Origin of the sequence: Actinosynnema sp. NPDC050801 (genome assembly GCF_040673975.1) — a bacterium.
In the GTDB taxonomy this organism is placed as follows: Bacteria; Actinomycetota; Actinomycetes; order Mycobacteriales; family Pseudonocardiaceae; genus Actinosynnema.
Window position 1 is genome coordinate 24,369 of the sequence record NZ_JBFAQZ010000014.1, and the last position, 20,655, is coordinate 45,023.

Genomic DNA, 20,655 nt, shown 5'->3' on the forward strand with positions numbered 1-20,655 from the left:
CTTCAGGCCGGGAGCTGGTACGACTCGACCGTGCCGTCGGGCATCAAGCGGAACCGACCGCGGCGGCAGACGGCGTAAAGCGCCTTATATGCGGATTCACGCAAGCGGTTGTGCCCCTCTCGCGCCAGCGACCAGAGCCACTGGGCGGTCACCTGGTCTTGAGCGACCTCACCCAGGAGATCGGCCAGCACCCACCTGTAGCGCCCTTTCATGGTGTTCCGACGGTCGCCCAAGGCGCGGACCACTAGCGGGGCAGTGGTCGCCGTCATGGCATTCGGATGGCTCTCCACCAAGTCCAACAGCGCTTCCACGTTGGTGGCGTGGTCGACCAGCACTTGGCACAAAGCATCGCTCTCGAAGGCGGTGAGAGCCGCGATAAGGCTCCTCGGACTGTTCTCACCCTTCAGGCTCGACGCGTACTCGGCCCTTAACCGCTGTCGCAGCAGGTCGAGCAACTCCGGGATCACCGACGTGTCGTCTGCGGAGTGCAGCGCTTGACAGAGCCACCTCCAGGCCCCACCAGGACGAGTCATCAGGGAGCGGTCACCCGCGAATCTCAGGTCGAGAGGAATGGAGCGATACAGGAGCGCATGCCGGAGATCGGGAACGAGTTCGAGATCGCCTTGGCGGACGAGGGCAGCGGACAGGGCCAATTTCGTCCGGTCGTCCACATCCGGATTTGCGTGGAGCCGACGCATCGTCTGCCGAGAAGCACCGACATCTTCCATGAGGGTGACATACACCCACTTGACCGCCCAGTCCACCTCGGGATTGCCGAGCAGCTCATCCGCCAACTCCTCCACGAGGTCGCTGCCAGCGTAGGTCAGCGACTTGACGAGATCATAAGCGTCCATCGGCCACACGGCAGCCATTACGCGCTCTGCGATTTTCCGCACGGCCGCCGGACCACCGTTTTTCACGACGTGCTCAGCGGCGTCGAACGGATTCCCATCTGCCCCGTCCAGCACGTCGAACATCAGCGCCAGGAATTCTCGCCGTCGAGATCGGCTATCGCCTCCAGCACTGCGAACCGGTATTGTCCTGTGATTTCCGCCGAGGTGTCGCGGAACTCGCGGTGCAGGATGGGCACAGCCGACCGGTCGCCGGTCGAAGCCACGGCCTTGACCACGGCCGCCTTCACATCGCTGTCTTCGGTGGGCATCAGCAGATCGACCAGGAGGTCGGCGTCGGTGAACAGACGGGTGGTGGCCACGGCGTCGAGGACGGCTTTGACGACCTTGTTCCCGTGCCGAGCACGACTGGAAAGAAGGCGTTCGACGTCCTGCCTGGTCTGCTCGCCCGGCAGCCCGCACAATGCCCGTGCGACGGCCGCCCGGACGTCCTCGGACAGGTCGGTGTCGAAGAGCATGGTGCGAGCCGTGGAGATCGACTCGACCGTGCCGATCCGGACCAGGGCGGTGGTGGCGCGGTCCCGGTGGAAGCGGGACGGTCCGTCGAGGATCAGCGCTTCGACCGCCGCCATGATCTCGGCGCGCAGCCCTGTGTCCTCGATCCTGGGCGTGCCGATCAGGCACTGCGCGGCGAGCAGCAGGTCGCTGGAGAAGATGTCGTCGGTCCTCCGCTTCTTCGACCTCCACCCCAGGACGTCGCGCAGCAGACCGGTGGCGTCGGGGACCAGACCGGCTTGCAGGACCAACACCTCCTCCCACCACGGGTCGTGCCGGTGGCGGACGACGTGGTCGATGCGCTCGGCTCCCCGCGCGGCGGCCGAGACGGCGGCGAAGTACTCCTGCATCGTCAGGTGCAGGAAGCCGTACCAGCCGTGGGCCTGTTCCTTCAGCATGCCGTACTGGGCGGTGATCTCGGCGAGGATGGACGCGTTGTCGGTGGCCTGGATGCCGATGGTCGGCAGGTAGTCGGCGATGACGTCGAGCAGGTCCGCCTGCGGGAAGTACCGCTTGCCGTCGAGGTGGAAGCGCCAGGCCACCTCTTGGAGCAGGTCGCGCTTGCGGTCGGTGGTGAACTTGCTGAACCGGCGGATGCCCCGGTGGGAGTCCCACTCGCGCAGCATGACCTCGGCGCACCGGTTGTACAGCTCCGCCCGGCGCTCGGGCAGTTCCAGCTCGCGCTCGAAGACGATCGCGATCAGCGACAGCATCAGCGGGTTGGTTGCGAGGGTCTGCATGCGCAAGTTGTCCGCCAGCGCCTGCCGCAACTGCCTGCCCCGCTCGGGCCGCGCCCGGAACCAGTTGTCGATGAACTGCCCGATGTGCTCCCAGGTGAAGTCGACGACCTCCAGGGTGGCGAACGAGTTCAGGGCGGAACGCCACCCGGCCCGCCGGCACGTCACGGCGATCAGCAGGTTCGGGTAGCGGACGGAGATCCGGCCGATGTCGTTGATGATGCGGTCGTACTCGGCCGCCGCGGCCTCGGCGGAAGCGCCTCCCAGCACTTCGTCCAAGCCGTCGAGCAGGAGCACGCCGTCTCCCCCGGCGAACGCCTCCTCGATGAACGTCGTGGCCCCGTCGAAGCGGTAGTCCTCGGCGAGCACGTGGATGACGTAGGTGAGCAGGTCTTCCAGGCCGCTGTCCACGAACTTGCGCAGCTCGACGTAGACGGGGGCCTCAACGCCTCCCTGCGCCTCGCGCAGCGCCAGGTGGCGCAGCATGGTCGTCTTGCCGGAACCGGGGTCGCCGAGGACCACGATCCGCTGGTGCCGCCTCAACGCCTCGTCCGGAGGCGCGGTGGACACCGACTGCTGTTCGGGTAACAGCCGAACGAGGTGTTCTCGCGGATCGCCTTCAGCGAGTTGCCGCACCTCGCGCTCGCGCGCGAACTGCCCGGCTTCCTCCCGCACGGTGAGCTGGACGTACACCTTCTCCAGGTCCAGCGGACGGCTCATGTCGAGGATCTGGACCGACTTGAGCTGCTCGGCGAGGGTCCGGCGGTACTGCTCGGCCAACTCGGCGTCGGTGGACGACTCTCGACGTGACGCGCGCGCCTTGTCCAGCTCGGCCCGCTGGACTTCTCGGCGGTCACGCAGGCGGTCCGCCTTTGCGGTCTCCGCCGCCCGTTCGCGATCGGACTCCTGGCTGAGGGCCGCTTTCTCCTTCTCCCAGGCCAGCAGGTCCCGCGCGTGGGCGAGCTTCTCGGCTTCCAATTCCTTCGTCGCTGCCTGCGCCTTGCGCCATTGCAGGAACCCCAATAGTGCGGTCAACAGCACTCCTGCGAGCGCGATCAGCGCCGGAAGCGCGACGGTGACCAGGGAAGGGTCGGCTGTGGCGGCGATCGGTCCCGGCACGGTTCCACCTCAGGCGCTCGAAGGGAGGCCCGCAGCGTATTCGACAACCCGTGCGCGATAGGAGATCTCCGGCCGCCTCGTCCGGTATCCCCGGCCGGGCGAGGCGGCCGGGGTCCTAGGGGCGGGCCAGGGTGAGGTAGGCCAGGCCGAACTCGGTCCGGTAGCCCTTGAGCCAGCCGTCGCGGTGGTCGTCCACGACCGCGCGGACCTCGGCGGTCTTCGGGTCGTCCGGGTGCTCCAGCAGCCAGTGTTCCCGGGCGGCGCACCAGCGGGACTCGAAGCTGTCCCACTCGTCCTGGTTGGCGGTGGTGACCGACAGCAGGCGGTAACCGCAGGCCATCGCCAGGTCGACCAGCTCGGCGAGGGTGCCGAACTCGTCCTCGCCGAAGATCTCGACCGACTTCGGGCCGGGTGGCCGGTCCCAGAAGCCGTCGCCCAGCAGGAGCCTGCCGCCGGGGCGGACGCGGGCGTGCATGGCCTCCAGGGTCTCCTTGGTGCCGCCCCAGGCGTGCGACGCGCCGATGGAGATCGCCACGTCCGCGGGCTCCGCCTCCCACGCGGTGACGTCCGCCCGCTCCAGCGTGACGCGGGACGTCAGGCCTCTGGCCTCGACGTTCGCCCGGCCCCGCGCGATGGCGTACTCGTCGCTGTCCACACCGAACCCGGTCACGCCCACCTGGTGCTCGACCGCCCGCAACAGCAGCTCCGCCCAGCCGCAGCCGTAGTCGACGACCCTCTCACCCGGACGCAGGTGGAGGCTCCCGATCAGGTCGTACGCCTTCGTGTCCGAGAGCGGTGTGTTGAAGTCGAGCAGGGCGTGGCCGTTCAGCGGTGCGTCTGTCACGGGCACACCGTGTCAGAACTCGAACGGATCGGAAATGCATTTACTCCTGGCCCCGGACGACCTTGCGCAGCTTCGGCAGGCGTTCGGCGAGCACGCGCTCGGCTCCCCGGCCGGTCGGCTCGTAGTAGTCGCGACCGACCAGGTCGTCCGGCGGGTACTGCTGGGTCAGCACGCCCTCCGGCACGTCGTGCGGGTAGCGGTAGCCCTGGGCGTTGCCGAGCTTCGCCGCGCCCGCGTAGTGGCCGTCGCGCAGGTGCGTCGGCACCGAGCCGATCGAGCCCTTGCGCACGTCCGCCATGGCCTCGCCGATCGCGGCCGCCACGGCGTTCGACTTGGGCGCGGTGGCCAGGTGGATGGTGGCGTGGGCGAGGTTCAGCGCGCACTCCGGCAGCCCGATGAGCTGCACGGCCTGCGCCGCGGCCACGCAGGTCTGCAACGCGGTCGGGTCCGCCATGCCGACGTCCTCGCTGGCGTGGATGACCAGCCGCCGGGCGATGAACCTGGGGTCCTCCCCCGCCTCGATCATCCGGGCCAGGTAGTGCAGCGCGGCGTCCACGTCCGAACCGCGGATCGACTTGATGAACGCGCTGGTCACGTCGTAGTGCTGGTCGCCCTGCCGGTCGTAGCGCACGGCCGCCTTGTCGACCGTCGCCTCCAGCGTCGGCAGGTCGAGCACGCCCCCGGGACCGACCGAGTCCGCCGCCGCTTCGAGCGCGGTCAGCGCGCGTCGGGCGTCACCGCCGGCCAACCGGACCAGGTGGTCCTCGGCGTCCGGCTCGACGGTGACCGTGCCGCCGAGCCCGCGTTCGTCCTGGACCGCGCGCTTGACCAGCACGCGCACCGCGTCGTCGGTCAACGGGCGCAGTTGCAGCACCAGCGACCGGGACAGCAGCGGCGAGACGACGGAGAAGAACGGGTTCTCCGTGGTCGCCGCGACCAGCAGCACGATCCGGTCCTCGACCGCGCCCAGCAGCGCGTCCTGCTGGGTCTTGGAGAACCGGTGCACCTCGTCGATGAACAGCACGGTCGACTCGCCGGAGCGGACCAGGCGGCGGCGCGCCTCCTCGATGACCGCGCGCACCTCCTTCACGCCCGCCGACAGCGCCGACAGCGCGGCGAACCGCCGGCCGGTGGCCTGGGAGACCAGCGTGGCCAGCGTCGTCTTGCCGGTGCCCGGCGGGCCGTAGAGCATGACCGAGGCGGGCGACGAGCCCTCCACCAGCCTGCGCAGCGGCGCGCCCGGCCCGAGCAGGTGGTCCTGCCCGACCACCTCGTCCAGGGTGCGCGGGCGCATCCGCACGGCCAGCGGCGCGTTGGCGGCGATGCGCGCCGCCTTCTCCTCCGGGTCGACGCCGAACAAGCCGTCGTCGAACAGCCCTTCGTTCACGTGTTCGACTGTAGCTTCCCCGTGCACAGCCGCTGTCCGAGCGTGCAACGGCGGTTCCGTCGCAGGTCGCGGGCGGTGCAGGGTGTGCGGCATGAGCAAGCTGAGTCCGGAGCAGATCGCCCGGCACGCGCACGACGCGGGGTTCCGCGGGCAGGACCTGACGATCGCGGTGGCGGTCGCGCTGGCCGAGTCCGGCGGCGACCCGCGGGCGCACAACGCCACCCCGCCGGACAACTCCTACGGGCTGTGGCAGATCAACATGCTGGGCTCGATGGGGCCGGCGCGGCGGCGCGAGTTCGGGCTGGAGTCCAACCGGGAGCTGTTCGACCCGGCGGAGAACGCCCGTGCGGCGAACAAGATCTCCGGTGACGGCCGGTCGTGGACACCGTGGACCACGTACACGAGCGGTGCTTACAAGCGCCACCTGGACGAGGCGCGGCGGGGCGTCGAGGGGATGAAGCGCGGCGGTTCGCGGGGAGGGTCGGGAGGCGGCGGCTCGGGTGGCGGTTCACGTGGCGGCTCGGGTGGCGGTGGGTTCTCCGTGGACGTGGGGGTGCTGCGGGACTACGCGCGGCGCACGCGGAACTCGGCGGACGACCTCACCGCGCTCGGTCGGCGGCACGTGCGCGAGGTGCGGGAGATCGCCGACGACAGCTTCGGGCGCATCGGCAAGCAGTCCGGGTTCGCCGACGCGCTGGACAACTTCGGCGCGGCGCTGCGCAAGCAGGTCAAGGCGGTCGCGCACAACACCGACGCGCTGGCCACGTCGGCCGGCCGTTCCGCCCGCGCGTACAAGGAGCAGGAAGACGACATCGCCGGATCGTTGCGCGGTGGGAACCGCGGCGGCATCAGCGGTGGAGGGGAAGGCTAGTGGACACGCGGCAGATGGCCCGGCACTTCGCCGAGAGCATGATCGGCCACCGGAACTCGTTGGCGGGCAAGGCCGAGGACGCGGTGAAGGCGCAGTACGCGCTGCACCAGACCGCGTCCGGGCTCACCGACCAGCACGAGGACCAGCGCAAGGCCGCCAGGACGGTGCTGGAGCACTGGAAGGGCGACAACTCCGAGGGGTTCGAGAAGCGCGCGAACCGGCTGGGCAGGCAGCTGCGGGTCACCGCGGACGCCGCCCGTGACGCGGAGAAGATCGTCGCGGGCGTCACCAGCGCGTTGACGACCGGGCACACGCGGGCGCGGCAGGCCGTCGACGAGTACCTCGACACGGCGACCCGGCTGCTGGACGCGGGCAAGGCCGTCGGCACGCAGGCCGCGCTGCTCAAGGCCGTGGCCCAGGCGGCGGACCTGGAGCCCAAGTACACCAAGGAGACCACCGCGACCGTCCGGCACGTGCGGGGCGAGTTGGAGGACGCCGCGCGCAAGCTGCGGGCGTTGGAGAAGGAGGTCGAGCACGACGGCGTCGCGGACGGGCGGGCCGAACGCACCCGCGGCCGCACCGCGCCGTCCCGCGCCCGCGCCCGCGGCCGTTCGCGGACGGTCATCTCGGCCGCACGGCGTGAGCTGGGCACCCGGGAGAACCCGCCGGGCAGCAACCGCAACCCGTACGGGCCGACGGCGGCGTGGTGCTCGTCGTTCGCCACCGCGATGTGGCGCAAGGCCGGCGTGGACATCCCGATCCTGCCGTTCACCGGCGACGTGTTCCGGTGGGGGCAGCGGCACGGGAAGGCGTACACGTCGTTGAGCGCGGTGAAGCCGGGTGACGTGCTGCTGTTCGGGAGCGGGCCGAGCAGCCCGGCGACCAGCACGCACATCGGGATCGTGGAGAAGGTCTCCGGTGGGACCGTGACGCTGATCGAGGGCAACTCCGGCGACAGCGTGCGGCGCAACACCCACCGGCTCAGCTCGGCGACGTTCTACGGAGGGGTGCACCCGTGATCACGGCGCACGCGCACGACCCGGACACGGGGATTTCGGTGGAGGTGGGTCCCGGCGGCGGGCTGCGCGACCTGGTGCTGGACTCGCGGTCGTTGCGGCTGGGGCAGTCGGGGTTGGCGCGCGCGATCCTGGCGCTGGTCGACACGGCGACGGCGCGGGCGAACGCGCGGGCCCGGCACGCGATCGGTGACGACGCGGCGGCGCTGGGGCTGGACGTGCGGGCGCCGTTGGTGGAGTCGGTCGAGGACACGACCCCCGAGACGTGGAGGGTGTGATGGGGCTCGGGGAGCGGTTGGACGCGGTGCGGCGGGAGGCTTCGGCGTCCGGGGTGACGGTGGTGGTCGACCTGCACGGAAAGCTGGTCGACCTGTCGTTCACGCGGGAGGCGTTGGCCGTGCGGCCGGACGAGCTGGCCGGCTTGATCCGTCGGCTGGCCGACGAGGCCGCGGCGGCGGCCGTGGCCGAGGGCACGTCGATCCTGGCCGAGGTCTTCCCACCGGAACTGCTCACGTCCTGAACGTTGAACTCGGGGTACCTGAACGTAGGACACGGTGGTCCTGAACGTAGGACTCGCGCGCGTGTCCTACCTTCAGAACGCGCGAGTCGAACGTTCAGGACGCGCGAGTCGAACGTTCAGGACGGGCGAGTCGAACGTTCGCGTCGCACGAGTCGAACGTTCAGGACGGGCGAGTCGAACGTTCGCGTCGCACGAGTCGAACGTTCAGGGTGGGTGAGTCGAACGTTCGCGTCGCGCGAGTCGAACGGTCGGGGCGGGTGGGTTCTACGGTCGGGGTGGGCGGGTTTGGGTCAGCAGGGTGGTCAGGTGGCGGGTCAGCCACGGGGTGTCGGCCGGTGAGAGGTGGACCCACTCGGTGTCCGCGGACTCGTCCGTGGTCAGGGCGTAGCGGCCGGCGGCGGTGTCGGTCCAGCTCAGGACGCGGGAACGGCCGGCGGGGCCGGTGGCGGCCAGTTGACCGGTCGACTTGCGCGGCGAGTCGACCAGCGTGATGATCGCCCGGGTGGCGCGGCCGGTGATGTCCGCCTGGGCCAGCGTGCGCTCCAGCGCGAGGTGGCCCGACTCGGCGTAGGCGTCCATCGCGGCGGCGAAGACGGACCTGGGCATCCGCACCTGCTCGCCGGGGCCGGCGGGCGCGTCGCCGATGACGCGCGTGATCGCGGACGTCAGGTCGGTGACGGGTTCCAGCGCCACCTCCCGGTCGTTGAGCACGGCCAGGACGCCCTGCCGGCCGCGGGCCGTGGCCAGCACCCGCCACGGGTGCGGGCGGAAGACCAGGGCGTCCACCGAGACCTCGCCGTGCGCGAGCAGGGTGAACAGGTCCTCCAGCTCCGGCGAGACGTCCTCGCCGTCGGCCAGGCCCGCCTCGGTCAACGTGCGGAGCACCTCCGCGCCCAGGGCGTCCCGGTCGTCCATCGTCTCGCCGTGGGACGGCACTTCGAGCGGGTAGGGCGGCTCGCCCACGCCCAAGTCCTCCCACAGCAGGTCGAACTCCAGGTGGGACAGGACGACCGCGGTCGCCGAACGTCGCGCCATGGGGCCAGAAGGTAGCGCCCGGCACCGTCTCGCGCGGCCGGTTGGGCAACACCGGTGGCTACGCTGCTCCCCGTGGACGTCGCCGGCGGGTTCCTGACTGTGCGGGCTTCCGGCGCGGCGGCGGCCAAAGCCGCGCTCAGCGGGGGTGCGCCGACCCCGGAGCACATCCAGTTGCTCGTCGGTTGCACGGTCGCCGACGGGGTGCCCCGCAACGGCACCGCCCTTCGGTTTCCCGATTGCGCGCTGCACGTCCTGCCCGACGTGGTGATGCTGACCGTCGCCGAGGCCCGGCTGACCGTCGGCTTCGGCGAGCTCAAACCGCTGATGTTCCAACAGGTCCCGGTGGACGCCGCGCTGCGCTCGGTCTTCTCCGTCGCGGTGGCCCAGGTGCTCGCCGCCGCGCCCGCCCTGGACCCGCACGGCCTGTCCCACCACCTGCTCGGCCTGGCCGAACTCGTGCTGCGCAGCGCCCTGCGCGCCGAACTGGAACGGGTGGACTCGCTGGTCGCGCGAAGACGCGAGGCGGTGGAGTACATGCGTGAGCACCTCTCCGACGCGAACCTCTCCGCGGACCGGGTCGCCGAGGCGTTGTTCATCTCCCGCCGCCGCCTCTACCAGCTGTTCGACGACGGGCAGGGCGTGTCCGAACGCATCCGCGGCCTGCGGATCGACCGGGCCAAGGCGTTGCTGGCCGATCCGGCGAAGGCGGCGCGCGGCATCGGCGAGATCGCCAAGGACTGCGGTTTCGTCAGCGCCGCGCACTTCTCCCGGACGTTCCGCCAGGTGGTCGGGCAGACACCGAGCGAGTTCCGTAATCGCTGAACGTCATGCCCGAGACGAACCGGCCCGCGACGCCCGCCACGTCGAGCCAGCCGCGCCCGGTCGGCGAGTGCAGCGTGAACACCGCGATCCGCGGGTGGTCCGGGTCGGTCACCACGACCTGCAACTGGGCGCCGGGCCCGGTCACCGGGATGCGTTCCACGATCACCACCGGGTAGCCGGTCGCCGTCTCGCCGCGGGTGACCTCGCGGATCGCCGGGCCGTCGAGGTGGAAGCCGAGCTCACCGGGATCGGCGGGCCGGTCGACCCCGACCACGCCCGCCATCAGCAGCGCCGGGTCCGCGTCCCGGTGCTCGACCACGGCCAGCAGGCCGGCGCCGTGCTGGTGCGCCAGTTCCGCGGCCTGCGTGGCGGACACTTCGAGACCGGGGTCGCGGGCGCCCTTGAGCCGTTGCAGCACGGCTAACAGCTCCGCGGCGGTGCGTTCAGGAGTGCCGAGTGCCACCGGGGTCACCCCCGGCACGGGAGCGAGTCTCACCCCAGGCCCGCCCGGAACGCCGCCGCCGCGCCCCTGGTGGACGCCGGTCGAGGTGGACCGAGCAGCACGGAGGCCAGCTCGGCGGTGATCGCCGAGAAGCCCGCGAGCGTGTCCGCGACGGCCGTCGACGGCTCCTCGGCGCGCAGCCGTTCGGCGACCCGCCTGGCCTCCGCGCGGTGGTCGCGCGCCAACAGCCGTGCCTCCTCCAGCACCTCGTCCAACTGCCGCCTCACCTCGTCGTGCCGGGCCGTCGCACGTTCGTGCGCCTGGCCGTCGGCGGCGGTGAACGCGGCCATCGCGCCGGTCCGGTCGACCTCGTCGGCGGCGTCGGCGAGCGCGCGCCGCAAGGCCAGCGCGCGCCGGTCCAACTCCTCCGCCCGCCGCTGGTTGCCCAGCAACGTGGTGGCCCACCCGTCGAGCACCTCGGCCGCCGCCCGCATCGCGCGCCGCACCGCCGTCAGCTCCGACACCACCGCCTCCAACCGCGTCCTGAACCCGTCGGCCGCCGCACCCGTCCACTCCCGCGGTGGCTCACCGGGCACCCCGAAGGCGACGGAGAACCGCTCGCTCGCCGCCGCCACCGCGCCCGCGTGGCCCGGTGCGGGGTCGAACCCCAGACCCCGGTAGTCAGTCATGGCGCAGCTCGTCGGCCTGCCGATAGGTCTCACCCGCCGCGCGCAACGCGTTCGCCACCGCGTCCAGCTCGACACCGCGCAACACCCGCGACCATTCCACCACCAGCTGCTCGACCGCCTCGGTGACGCCCTCCGGCCCCAGGTCGCCCGGCGGTTGCGCCACGGTGGACCCGGCGGCGCGCACCTCGTCGGCCGCCTCGTCCAACCGGCCCGCGAACGCGGTCAACGCGTCCGGGTCGACCAGGTAGCCGCCGCTCATTCGCCGAGCACCGGCGGGAACGCGGGCGGCAGGTCGTCCAGCAGGTCCAGGCCGTTGTCGTAGCGGTTGCGGTGCTCGCCGTCCTCCTCGCGGTTGGCCGGGGACATCGGCGGGTACATGCCGAAGCCCTGCGGACCGCCCGTGCCGAGGACCGGTCCCACACCGCCCCGGGCCGCCGCGCCACCCGGCACCGCGCCGAGCACACCGGAGGAACCGCCGGGGCCGAACCCGCCCTGGCTGAACCCGCCCTGACCGGCGCCTTGACCGCCGCCCTGGCCGGGGCCGTGGCCGTACGAGCCGCCGCCGCCCGGTCCGAACCCGGCCTGCGAGCCGAACCCGCCGGGACCGCCGTGGGTGCCCTGACCGGTCGCGGGCCCACCGGCGGCGGCGACGGACGTGGTGCCCTCCGGCCGCACGCCCGGCTGGAGCGGCGAGGGGTCCGCGGGTCGGGGCGTCTCCCAGGGCGCCTGCGGTGGGGGCGGTGGCGCGGTCCAGGGCGGCGCCGTCGGCGTGGGCCGCGTGTCCGCCGTCGGCTGCGCGCCGGTCGGCGCCTCGTCGAACACCGGCAGCTCGCGGCCGATCCCGTGGCTGGCCGCCTCGTACTGCTCCATCACCCGGACGGCCTGGTCCATCGCCGCCTGCTGCTCCCGCTTGGACGGCATGTGGTCGTCCAGGAGCTGCTTGAGCATGTACGCGCCCTGCGGCCCGTCGAGCGTGGTGACGTCGTAGCCCTCGCGGAACCACTTCTCGGCGTCCGGGTGCACCGGCTCCGGGATCGCCCGCGCGGCCTCCGTCACCGCCGAGGTGTAGCCCTCCAGGCCGTTGCCCACCTGGAACGCGTGCTTCGAGGACTCCGCGCCCCACTTGGTGAGCTCGGAGACCGACGCCGCCGCCGTCACGGCCGACGGTCCGCGCCACGACATCGCCAGGCCCTGCACGATCTTGCGCACGTCCGCGGTCGCCTGGTCGATGTCGGCGGCCAGGCGCTGCCACTCGTAGGTGCGGGTGGCCATCTGCGCGGCGTCGGCCGACTTCACCATGTCCCAGAGCTGCCGGTGCGTGTACGCCCGCCAGTTGATCTTGCCGAAGCTCTCCGGCTCCCGGTTGGCCCGGCGCTGCCTGAGCCGCTTCTCGTTGCGCCGGCGGGCGGCCCGCGAGTGGTCGTGGAAGTCCGACCAGTACCCGCCCTTGCGCTCGCGCTCGTTCACCGCAGCCGCCCCAGGTCCTGCCGCACCTGCTCGTCCTGTGCCTGGTGGGTCCGGCCCACCTGCTCCAGCGAGTCGCGCAACCGCGCCAGCTCCCGCAGGTAGGACCGCAGCGCCGTGCGCACACCGCCGCCGACGTCGCCGCCGCGCAGGCCGAACGCCCGGCGCATGTTCAGCGCGACCGGGCCCTTGCCGTCGCCGAGCGGTTGCTCCATCTCCCGGTCCGCGCGGGCCAGCAGCTCGGTCAGCACCCCGTGCAGCCGTTCCAGGTCGGACACCGCCGTGGTGAAGGACGCCAGGTCGAGCTCGATGAAGTCACCGCCCTCGGCGACCACGTCCGCCGCACCGGCACCGGTCGGCTCGGGCACCACCGCAACCGCGACCGGCCCCGACTCGCGCTGCTCATCGCGCAGCTCTTCGCGCATCCGCTTGGCGTCCTCGACGCCGCGCACCCTGACGACCATGGACCACATGGTGGTGTGCCCGCGCGCGGGTGACCAGACCGGGTGCACAGCGGGAGCAGCGTCGGTGCACGATCGGACAAGACGACCGCACGACGCGGGTGCGGCCGCGGTGCACGATCGGACAAGAGGACGCGCACGACGGGAGTGCGGCCGCGGTGCACGATCGGACAAGGCGACCGCACGGCGGCGGTGCGCGATCCGGGTGGAACGTGTGCGAAAATCGCGTCCCGTGCCGTCACCTGCCGTTCACGCGCGCGCCGTGCTGCTCGCCGGTCCTTCCGGCTCGGGCAAGTCCACCCTCACCACCCACCTCGGCCTGCCCGTGCTGCGCCTCGACGACTTCTACCGCGAGGGTGACGACCCGCTGCTGCCCCGCGACGACGCCGGCCGCCCGGACTGGGACGCCGAGGGCTCCTGGAACACCGCCGACGCCCTCGCCGCCGTGGTCGAGCTCGCCACCACCGGCACGGTGCGGGCGCCGGTGTACGCGCTCGGCGAGGACCGGCGGGTCGGCTGCCGCACCGTGACCGCGCCCGGCCTGTTCATCGCCGAGGGCCTGTTCGCGGACCGGCTGGTGGCCGGCTGCCGCGAGGCGGGCGTGCTGGCCGACGCGATCGTGCTCGCGCCCAACGCCCTGGTGACGTTCGCCCGCCGGTTCGCCCGGGACGTGGCGGAAGCGCGCAAGCCGGTGCCCCTGCTGGCCCGCCGGGGCCTGCGGCTGCTGCGCGAGCACCCCGGCGTGGTGCGCCGCTGCGTGGACGCCGGGATGCGCCCGATGCGCCCGCACCACGTCCGGCTCGCCACGATCGGGGGCATGGCGCCCGCGCCGGTGTAGCCGCGCCGCGCCGGGGGTACTGCTGCCGGCATGGCTGAGTTCGAGCACGAGCAGGCGATCCCGGTCGACGCGCGGGTGGTGTTCGACCTGGCCCGGGACGTCACCGCGATGGAGGCGTGGCTACCCGACGGCCTCCAGGTCGAGCGGAGCGGTCCGGAGCGGGTCACCGGGCGGGTGTCGATGGGCGACGAGATCGACGAGGCCGAGGGCTACCTGGCCGCGGACACCGAGCAGCGCCGGCTGGAGTGGGGCGACCTCGACGGCGGCGGCTACTCGGGGTGGCTCCAGGTGGACGACGAGGGCCCCGGCCGCAGCCGCGTGGTGCTGCACCTGGACGTCGGCGGCGAGCACCCCGCAGCGGAGGGCGGCGAGGCGCACGAAATCACCGACGAGCACCTCGTGCAGGCGTTGAGCCGGCTCGCATCGCTTGCGACACAGAGCGTCACGTGAGCGTTTTCACTGCTCATCAGGTTTGAACGCGAAAAAGCGACACCTAGTGTGAGCGCCGTTCACCTGGGCACTTCCGCACGTCGAGGCCCCGGATCGTCTTCGAGGGAGCTTCGATGTTCCGCGCTCTGCGCGGCCGCAACTACCGCCGCTGGGCGTTCGCCGACCTGATCTCGGTGACCGGCTCGTGGATGCAGTTGATCGGCCTGAACTGGGTCGTGCTCGACCGGACCGGCTCGGCCACGTCCGTCGGCCTCTCGGTCCTGCTGGGCACGCTGCCGTCGGTGCTGCTCGGCCCGTGGGCGGGCGCGCTGGCCGACCGGCTGCCGGTGCGCCGGATCATCCTGACCTGCCAGGCCCTGCACGCCGCGCTGGCCGCGTTGCTGGCCCTCGCGGTGTGGCAGGGCGCGCCGATCACGGCGGTGTTCGCGCTGACGTTCGCCTCCGGTCTGGTGACGGTGTTCGACGGGCCCGCGCTCGGCCGGTTCGGCGGGCAGGTGGTGTCCCGGGAGGACCTGGGCAACGCGGTGGCGCTCGGCTCGGTGCTCAGCTCGACCGGCCGCATCCTGGGCATGAGCAGCGCCGCGGTGCTGGCCGCCGCGTTCGGCTCGCCCGCGCTGTTCCTGATCAACGCGGTGAGCTTCCTCGCCGTGATGGTCGCGGTGCTCACGATCCGCCGCGAGGCGCTGCACCCGTTGGAGCGCAGCCCGGCCGGCCGGGTCGGCGTGGCCGCGGGCCTGCGTTACGTCGCGGCCAGCGGGCGGCTGCTGCTGCTGTTCGCGCTCGGTTTCACGCTGTCCAGCCTCGGCCGCAACTACCAGGTCACGATGGCCGCGATGAGCCCGGACGCGACCGCGTACGGCCTGCTGTCGACGGTGTTCGCGATCGGCACGGTGCTGGGCGGGCTGGCCGCGGCGGCGCGCAAGGCGCTGACCGTGCGGCTGCTGCTGGTGGTCGCCTGCGCGACAAGCGTGCTCCAGGTGACCAGCGGGCTGGTGCCCGGCCTGCTCGGGTTCGCCCTCGTGCTGCTGCCGATCGCGGCGGGCGCGGTGGTCATCGACACGACCATGAGCACGCGGATCCAGCTCGACACCGCCGACGGGATGCGCGGCCGGCTGCTGGCGGTCAACTCGGCCGTCGGCGCGGCGGCGGGCGCGGTGGGCGCCCCGCTGCTCGGCTGGCTGTGCGAGCGGATCGGCGCACCGGAGACCCTCGTGCTCGCGGGCGTGCTGACACTGCTGGCGACGGTGTGCGCCGCCTCCGTGCTGGCCGCGCCGCGGCACCGCCGGACCGCGTTGGCGCACCGCGTGCTGCGCAGGCCGCACCAGCCCGCTCCACCCACCGGTCATCCGCACGGACCAGTGCGCCCTGGGAAACGCATCAGGCCGCGTGCGCGCGTCCGGGTGTAGCGCCGCAGGTCCGGAGGGCGGCACGCGTTGGGCCGCTCGGATGCACTGAGTAATCGCCCATTCACAGATCGAGGTGGCCCCCGTTACAGTCAGGACTGCTCCTGGGAGCGCTCCCAGAACCTCAACGAGGAGGTGAACGACGTGACGGCCCGACGATGGATCGCACTGGCCGCGGCCGGTGCGGCAAGCCTGCTGATTGCCACGCTCGTGAATGTGGTCGGCCCCACCACCGCGTCCGCGCACGGCGCGATGATGACGCCGGGCAGCCGGACCTTCATGTGCTGGAAGGACGGCCTGAGCCCGACGGGCAACATCCAGCCGCAGAACCCGGCCTGTACCGCCGCGGTGAACGCCGGCGGCACCAACGCGCTGTACAACTGGTTCGGCGTGCTGCGGTCCGACGGCGCCGGCCGCACCAGCGGCTTCATCCCCGACGGCAAGCTGTGCAGCGGCGGCAACCCGACGTTCTCCGGGTTCGACATCGCCCGCAACGACTACCCGGTGACCCACCTCACCTCCGGCGCGAACTTCGCCTGGACCTACAACAAGTGGGCCGCGCACCCTGGCACGTTCCACCTGTACGTCACCAAGGACAGCTGGAGCCCGACCCGGCCGCTGGCCTGGAGCGACCTGGAGAGCACGCCGTTCCACAGCGTCACGAACCCGCCGAACAGCGGGGCGGTGGGCAGCGTCGAGGGCAAGTACTACTGGAACGCGAACCTGCCGTCCGGCAAGTCCGGTCGCCACATCATCTACTCGGTGTGGACCCGTTCGGACAGCACGGAGACGTTCTACAACTGCTCCGACGTCGTGTTCGACGGCGGCAACGGCCAGGAGACCGGCGTCGGCAACGGTGGCGGCACGACGACCACCACCACGACGACCACTACCAGCACGTCGACCAGCACGTCGACGAGCACCACGACCATGACGCCGACCAGCACCACCACGACCTCGAACAACCCGGGTGACCCGAACTGCATGGCGATCTACAAGATCACCAGCTCGTGGTCGGGCGGCTTCCAGGGCGAGGTCGAGCTCATGAACCACAGCAAGAGCGCGTACAACGGCTGGACCGCCACGTGGACGTGGGGCGGCAACCAGGCCATCAACAGCCTGTGGAGCGGCGTCAAGTCCGGCTCCGGTTCGCAGGTGATCGTCAAGAACGCGGCGTGGAACGGCGCGGTGGCCCCGGAGGCATCGGTGAAGTTCGGCTTCACGGCCAACTACTCCGGCGCCAACTCGCTGCCCACGGTGACCTGCACCAGCCCCTGATCCCCCTGTCGGGCTGATTCGGGCTGATCCAGGCTGATTCAGGCTGTCGGGCCGATCCGTGGCCGTCAGTCCAGGCGGAACCCGAACGGGAGCTCCAGCCGGTGCCGGGCGAGCAGCTCGGTGTCGGCCAGGAGCTCCCGCGTCGGTCCGTCGGCCACCACGACACCGCCGTCGATCAGCACGCTGCGCGGGCACAACTGCAGGGCGTAGGGCAGGTCGTGGGTGACCATGAGCATGGTGTGGTCCAACCCCAGCAACACCTCGGCCAGCTCTCGGCGGGCCACCGGTTCCAGGTTCGCCGAGGGCTCGTCGAGCACCAGGACCTCCGGGTCGCAGGCGAGCACGGTGGCCAGCGCGACGCGGCGGCGCTGCCCGCCGGACAGGTGCAGCGGCGACCGGTCGGCGAACCCCTCCATGCCGACCGCGGCCAGCGCTCGGTCCACCCGTGCGTCGAGCTCCGCGCCGCGCAGCCCGAAGTTCGCCGGGCCGAACGCCACGTCCTGCCGCGCGGTGGGCAGGAACAGCTGGTCGTCGGGGTCCTGGAAGACCACGCCGACGCGCCGGCGGATCTCCTTGAGGTGCGCCTTCTCCACCGGCAGCCCGGCCACCTCGACCAGGCCGGAACCGCCGCCCAGCACGCCGTTGAGGTGCAGCACGAACGTCGTCTTGCCCGCGCCGTTGGGCCCGAGGACCGCGACGCGCTCACCGCGTTCCACCCGCAGGTTCACCCCGTAGAGGGCCTGGTGGCCGTCCGGGTACGCGTACGCCAGCTTCTCCACCACCAACGCGGGCGCGGACCGCCGCGGCTCGACCGCCGCACCGCCTCCGGCGCCGTCGGGCATCCGGCCCGTCCAGCCTCGCGACACCATCGCCAGGTGCACCCTCTCGCCGCGTTCGTAGGAGCGGATGAACAGGCTGCCCACGCCGCGCGCGGTCGCGCCGAGCTGCCAGAACAACCGCGGGTCGTCGCCGCGGGAGATCCGGGCCACCCGCATCCGCCTGGCCTCGCCGACGATCACCTCGGCGTAGCGCAGCATCAGCGTGGCGATGGTGACCAGCACCGACGGCATCCGCAGCCGTTGCAACCCGAGCAGCAGGTCCTGCGGTGCGGTGGTGGCGGCGAGGGTCAACGACGTCAGCAGGCCGAGGGTGCCCTTGGCCAGGATGTTCCACCCGGCCAGCGCGCCCTCCACCGACACGGCCACGCCCAGCACGTCGACCCGCTCCCCCGCGCCGGTGAACGGCAGCAGCAGCGCCAGCAGCACGAACGGCACCTCGATCACCGACCGCGCGGCGAACCACCGCACCGGGACGCGGGCCACCGCCCAGACCGCCGTGAGCGCGAGCAGGTACGCGCCGAAGGCCCAGAAGGCGTCGCGCGGCGTGGCCACCACGCACAGCACGGCCACCACCGTGGCGACGATCTTCGTCTGCGGTGCGAGGCGGTGCACCGGCGAGTCGCCCGGCCGGTGCAGGAAGCCGTGGTGCCCGGCGCTCACCCCAAGTCGGTTTTCACGTCGGTGCTCCCGGCGGTGTTCCCGGCAGTGCGCCCGTCGGGACGCTTGCGCAGCAACCGGAACAACCCACCCGCCACGGCCAGTGTGAGCACCACGCCGAGGATGCCCGCGAGGCCGGTGAACCGGTCGTCGCCCGCCACCGCGTAGTCGGCCAGCGGCCACCCCGCCAGCGGGTGGTCCCGGGCGTGCTCGGCGATGCCGTGCTGCTCGGTGACGTGGTCGAGCCCGTCCGGGTTCGGGTCGGCGAAGTAGGACACGGCCCCGGCAAGCAGCAGGCTGACCACCGCGAACCCCAGGAAGAAGCGCTTCACGCCCTCAACTCCAGCTTCTGCGGCACGCCGCGCAGCAGGTACACCAGGTCCGGCCGGGCGGCCGCGACCGCGGTCACGGTGGCCGCCGTGATCAGGCCCTCGCCGATGCCGATCAGCACGTGCACGCCGAGCACCGCCGCGGCGACTGTGCCGAACGCGACACCGCCCTGGCCGCCGATCGCGTACTCCAGCACGAAGCCGAACGACGCGAGCACCGTGTTGACCAGCGCGGACACGAACGCGACGGCGGCCAGGCCGCCCTTGTTGCGGGTGGCGAGCCGGCGCAGCGCCACCGCCGTGAGGTAGCCGACCGCCGTGCCGACGAGGGCCATGTTGGTGACGTTCGCGCCGAGCGCGGTGACGCCGCCGTCGGCGAAGAACAGGGACTGCACGACCAGCACGATCGTCACGCACAGCGCGCCGACCCACGGCCCGACCAGGATCGCGGCGAGCGCGCCCCCGAGCAGGTGCCCGCTGACACCGGGCAGCACCGGGAAGTTCAGCATCTGGGCGGCGAAGACGAACGCCGCCACCAGGCCCGCCATCGGCGCGGTCCTGTCGTCCAGGTCACCGCGGGCCTTGGCCAGCGCCACGCCCACCCCCGCCACGGCGACCGCGACGAACAGCAGCGAGGTCGGCGCGTTGAGCAGACCGTCGCTCATGTGCATTGCTACCTGTTCGGACACGCACCACACGCTAGTTGCACATAGACCGCAATGGCCAGCTCCATGCAATAACGACGTTGATCACACCGCCGCCATCAGGCCGCCCGGACGGACCGCGTGCGCTCACGTGCCCGGCGCGGCGGCCTCGACCTCCCGCGTGCGCTCACGTGCTCGGCGCAGCGGCCTCGACCTCCCGCGTGAGCGCGGTCAGCGTGGCGAGCAGGCCGGGGAACCTCCGTTCGAACTCGGCGCGCCGCAGCCGGACGAACGTCCCGTTGCCCGCGTCGCGCTGCATGATCAACCCGGCCTCGCGCAGCGCCCGCCAGTGGTGGGTCTTGGTGGACTTCGCCACCGGCATGGCGAACGAGGAGCATGCGCGCTCGGCGTCGTCCGGGTCGGCGGCGAGTTCGGCCACCACCGCCCGGCGCATCGGATCGGCGAGCGCGCGGAACACCAGACCGAGGTCGACCTCGGCGATCGGCGGCACGGTCATGTCCACGTGCGACCCTCCTCGACAAAGGTACGGAGCTCATCGTACCTTTCGGGTACGACATCCATCGTACCTCTGGAGGCGGCCGTGCTCTGCGTGTTCGACGTCAACGAGACCCTGCTCGACCTGGCCCCGCTGGACGACTTCTTCGCCGACCTCACCGGCGACGCCGGGGCCCGGCGGGAGTGGTTCGACCTGTTGATCCACAACGCGCTGACCACGACCGCCCTGGGCGGGTACAAGCCGCTCGGCGAGATCGCGGGCGCCTGCCTGCTGCCGGTCGTCGCCGCGCACGGCGGCACGGCGACCGCCGACCACCAGAAGGAGCTGGGCGGGCTGCTGCGCAAGCTCCCGGCCCACCCCGAGGTGGCCGACGCGATCACCCGGCTGCGCGAGGCGGGCTTCGGCGTGGTCACCCTGACCAACTCCGTCGCCGCCGTCGCCGAGGACCAGATGGTCAACTCGGGCCTGCGGCCGCTGATCGACGCCATCTACGCCGCCGACCAGGTCCAGCGCCTCAAGCCCGCGCCCGAGCCCTACCAGCTCGTGCTGCGCGAACAGGGCGTCGCCGCGTCCGACGCGGTCCTCGTCGCGGCGCACGACTGGGACGTGGCCGGTGCCGCGGCGGCCGGTTTGAACAGCGCGTTCGTCGCCCGCGAGGGCCGCAGGCCGCTGCCCGCCGCCGACGCGCCGACCATCGTCGGCGCCGACCTGGACGACGTCGCCACCCAGCTCATCGCCAAGTACGGGAGCTGACCGCACGCCACCCGCGTCGGGGGGGGCCCCCCCCCGCCCCCCCCCCGGGGGGGGGGGGGGCCGGCCGGCACCCGCCGGTGGCCACGTGGTCGTGGAGGTACGCAGAGGGGCCGGGGAGGTGACAGGGGTTAGGA

General features: G+C 72.2%; 24 protein-coding genes and 1 pseudogene. 10 read left to right on the forward strand and 15 right to left on the reverse strand.

The genetic code is table 11. The features are described 5' to 3' along the window. Positions 1-2: 2 nt before the first annotated feature. The 4 genes from AB0K14_RS27350 to AB0K14_RS27365 form a co-directional block, all read right to left on the reverse strand. Positions 3-977: a hypothetical protein gene (locus AB0K14_RS27350; RefSeq protein ID WP_360449622.1), complete on the reverse strand. Its 975-nt coding sequence runs from the start codon at positions 975-977 to the stop codon at positions 3-5. Further along, a complete protein-coding gene (locus AB0K14_RS27355; RefSeq protein ID WP_360449619.1) occupies positions 977-3,262 on the reverse strand; it encodes an NACHT domain-containing protein in 2,286 nt (761 codons plus the stop codon). The genes AB0K14_RS27350 and AB0K14_RS27355 overlap by 1 nt, the downstream gene beginning before the upstream one ends. Positions 3,263-3,377: 115 nt before the next feature. Beyond that, a complete protein-coding gene (locus AB0K14_RS27360) occupies positions 3,378-4,106 on the reverse strand; it encodes a methyltransferase domain-containing protein (protein ID WP_360449616.1) in 729 nt (242 codons plus the stop codon). Positions 4,107-4,146: 40 nt separating this feature from the next. Continuing rightward, entirely contained in the window at positions 4,147-5,481 is a 1,335-nt protein-coding gene (locus AB0K14_RS27365) for a replication-associated recombination protein A (protein WP_360449931.1), read from the reverse strand. Between the two features lie 103 nt (positions 5,482-5,584). Between AB0K14_RS27365 and AB0K14_RS27370 the strand changes: the two genes are divergently transcribed. From AB0K14_RS27370 to AB0K14_RS27385, 4 genes are read left to right on the forward strand one after another with little or no spacing between them, the layout of a single operon-like run. Next, complete coding sequence (locus tag AB0K14_RS27370; RefSeq protein ID WP_360449613.1) at positions 5,585-6,364, forward strand: transglycosylase SLT domain-containing protein; 780 nt, start codon at positions 5,585-5,587, stop codon at positions 6,362-6,364. Further along, complete coding sequence (locus AB0K14_RS27375) at positions 6,364-7,383, forward strand: CHAP domain-containing protein (RefSeq protein ID WP_360449610.1); 1,020 nt, start codon at positions 6,364-6,366, stop codon at positions 7,381-7,383. The genes AB0K14_RS27370 and AB0K14_RS27375 overlap by 1 nt, the downstream gene beginning before the upstream one ends. Beyond that, positions 7,380-7,658 carry a YbaB/EbfC family DNA-binding protein gene (locus tag AB0K14_RS27380; protein ID WP_360449607.1) on the forward strand — a complete coding sequence of 93 codons (279 nt, stop codon included), beginning with the start codon at positions 7,380-7,382 and terminating at the stop codon, positions 7,656-7,658. Before AB0K14_RS27375 ends, AB0K14_RS27380 begins: the two co-directional genes overlap by 4 nt. Continuing rightward, positions 7,658-7,900 (forward strand): hypothetical protein, encoded by a 243-nt coding sequence (locus AB0K14_RS27385; protein ID WP_360449604.1) that lies wholly within the window; start codon positions 7,658-7,660, stop codon positions 7,898-7,900. Before AB0K14_RS27380 ends, AB0K14_RS27385 begins: the two co-directional genes overlap by 1 nt. A gap of 264 nt (positions 7,901-8,164) precedes the next feature. On the opposite strand, the gene AB0K14_RS27390 is transcribed toward AB0K14_RS27385, so the two are convergent. Beyond that, on the reverse strand, positions 8,165-8,935 hold the full coding sequence (locus tag AB0K14_RS27390; RefSeq protein ID WP_360449602.1) for an ESX secretion-associated protein EspG: 771 nt from the start codon (positions 8,933-8,935) through the stop codon (positions 8,165-8,167). A gap of 72 nt (positions 8,936-9,007) precedes the next feature. Here AB0K14_RS27390 and AB0K14_RS27395 point away from each other — a divergent pair, with 72 nt between their 5' ends. Continuing rightward, a complete protein-coding gene (locus AB0K14_RS27395; RefSeq protein ID WP_360449599.1) occupies positions 9,008-9,757 on the forward strand; it encodes a helix-turn-helix transcriptional regulator in 750 nt (249 codons plus the stop codon). Here AB0K14_RS27395 and AB0K14_RS27400 read toward each other — a convergent pair. From AB0K14_RS27400 to AB0K14_RS27420, 5 genes are read right to left on the reverse strand one after another with little or no spacing between them, the layout of a single operon-like run. Continuing rightward, complete coding sequence (locus AB0K14_RS27400; RefSeq protein ID WP_360449596.1) at positions 9,684-10,220, reverse strand: hypothetical protein; 537 nt, start codon at positions 10,218-10,220, stop codon at positions 9,684-9,686. The two genes, AB0K14_RS27395 and AB0K14_RS27400, sit on opposite strands and share 74 nt — an antisense overlap. Before the next feature lie 29 nt (positions 10,221-10,249). Then, positions 10,250-10,888 carry a hypothetical protein gene (locus tag AB0K14_RS27405; RefSeq protein WP_360449594.1) on the reverse strand — a complete coding sequence of 213 codons (639 nt, stop codon included), beginning with the start codon at positions 10,886-10,888 and terminating at the stop codon, positions 10,250-10,252. Further along, a complete protein-coding gene (locus AB0K14_RS27410) occupies positions 10,881-11,147 on the reverse strand; it encodes a hypothetical protein (RefSeq protein WP_360449592.1) in 267 nt (88 codons plus the stop codon). Before AB0K14_RS27410 ends, AB0K14_RS27405 begins: the two co-directional genes overlap by 8 nt. Then, positions 11,144-12,355, reverse strand: coding sequence for a PPE domain-containing protein (locus AB0K14_RS27415; protein ID WP_360449589.1), 1,212 nt, complete (start codon positions 12,353-12,355; stop codon positions 11,144-11,146). The genes AB0K14_RS27410 and AB0K14_RS27415 overlap by 4 nt, the downstream gene beginning before the upstream one ends. Continuing rightward, positions 12,352-12,816, reverse strand: a complete 465-nt coding sequence (locus AB0K14_RS27420; protein WP_360449586.1) for a hypothetical protein — start codon at positions 12,814-12,816, stop codon at positions 12,352-12,354. Before AB0K14_RS27420 ends, AB0K14_RS27415 begins: the two co-directional genes overlap by 4 nt. Before the next feature lie 229 nt (positions 12,817-13,045). Between AB0K14_RS27420 and AB0K14_RS27425 the strand changes: the two genes are divergently transcribed. The 4 genes from AB0K14_RS27425 (at position 13,046) to AB0K14_RS27440 (ending at position 16,782) form a co-directional block, all read left to right on the forward strand. Beyond that, the gene (locus tag AB0K14_RS27425; protein ID WP_360449583.1) at positions 13,046-13,651 is read left to right on the forward strand and encodes a uridine kinase; all 606 of its coding nucleotides are present in this window, start codon (positions 13,046-13,048) and stop codon (positions 13,649-13,651) included. Between the two features lie 30 nt (positions 13,652-13,681). After that, positions 13,682-14,101, forward strand: coding sequence for an SRPBCC family protein (locus tag AB0K14_RS27430; RefSeq protein WP_360449580.1), 420 nt, complete (start codon positions 13,682-13,684; stop codon positions 14,099-14,101). 113 nt (positions 14,102-14,214) lie between these two features. Then, positions 14,215-15,507 (forward strand): MFS transporter, encoded by a 1,293-nt coding sequence (locus tag AB0K14_RS27435; protein WP_360449578.1) that lies wholly within the window; start codon positions 14,215-14,217, stop codon positions 15,505-15,507. A gap of 141 nt (positions 15,508-15,648) precedes the next feature. After that, entirely contained in the window at positions 15,649-16,782 is a 1,134-nt protein-coding gene (locus AB0K14_RS27440) for a lytic polysaccharide monooxygenase (protein ID WP_360449575.1), read from the forward strand. Between the two features lie 65 nt (positions 16,783-16,847). Here the strand turns inward: AB0K14_RS27440 and AB0K14_RS27445 are convergent, their stop codons facing one another. From AB0K14_RS27445 to AB0K14_RS27465, 5 genes and pseudogenes are all read right to left on the reverse strand, one after another. Next, entirely contained in the window at positions 16,848-17,624 is a 777-nt protein-coding gene (locus tag AB0K14_RS27445) for an ABC transporter ATP-binding protein (RefSeq protein ID WP_360449928.1), read from the reverse strand. Between the two features lie 15 nt (positions 17,625-17,639). Next, positions 17,640-18,281, reverse strand: a pseudogene (cbiQ, locus tag AB0K14_RS27450) (cobalt ECF transporter T component CbiQ); the annotation flags it as partial. Next, a complete protein-coding gene (locus AB0K14_RS27455) occupies positions 18,278-18,610 on the reverse strand; it encodes a PDGLE domain-containing protein (protein ID WP_360449573.1) in 333 nt (110 codons plus the stop codon). The pseudogene cbiQ and the gene AB0K14_RS27455, both read right to left, overlap by 4 nt. Continuing rightward, positions 18,607-19,296: an energy-coupling factor ABC transporter permease gene (locus AB0K14_RS27460; protein ID WP_360449570.1), complete on the reverse strand. Its 690-nt coding sequence runs from the start codon at positions 19,294-19,296 to the stop codon at positions 18,607-18,609. The genes AB0K14_RS27455 and AB0K14_RS27460 overlap by 4 nt, the downstream gene beginning before the upstream one ends. Before the next feature lie 142 nt (positions 19,297-19,438). Then, the gene (locus tag AB0K14_RS27465) at positions 19,439-19,774 is read right to left on the reverse strand and encodes a helix-turn-helix transcriptional regulator (protein ID WP_360449567.1); all 336 of its coding nucleotides are present in this window, start codon (positions 19,772-19,774) and stop codon (positions 19,439-19,441) included. A gap of 78 nt (positions 19,775-19,852) precedes the next feature. On the opposite strand from AB0K14_RS27465, the gene AB0K14_RS27470 reads away from it, so the two are divergent. Further along, on the forward strand, positions 19,853-20,521 hold the full coding sequence (locus AB0K14_RS27470) for a haloacid dehalogenase type II (protein WP_360449564.1): 669 nt from the start codon (positions 19,853-19,855) through the stop codon (positions 20,519-20,521). The last annotated feature ends 134 nt before the right edge of the window (positions 20,522-20,655 follow it).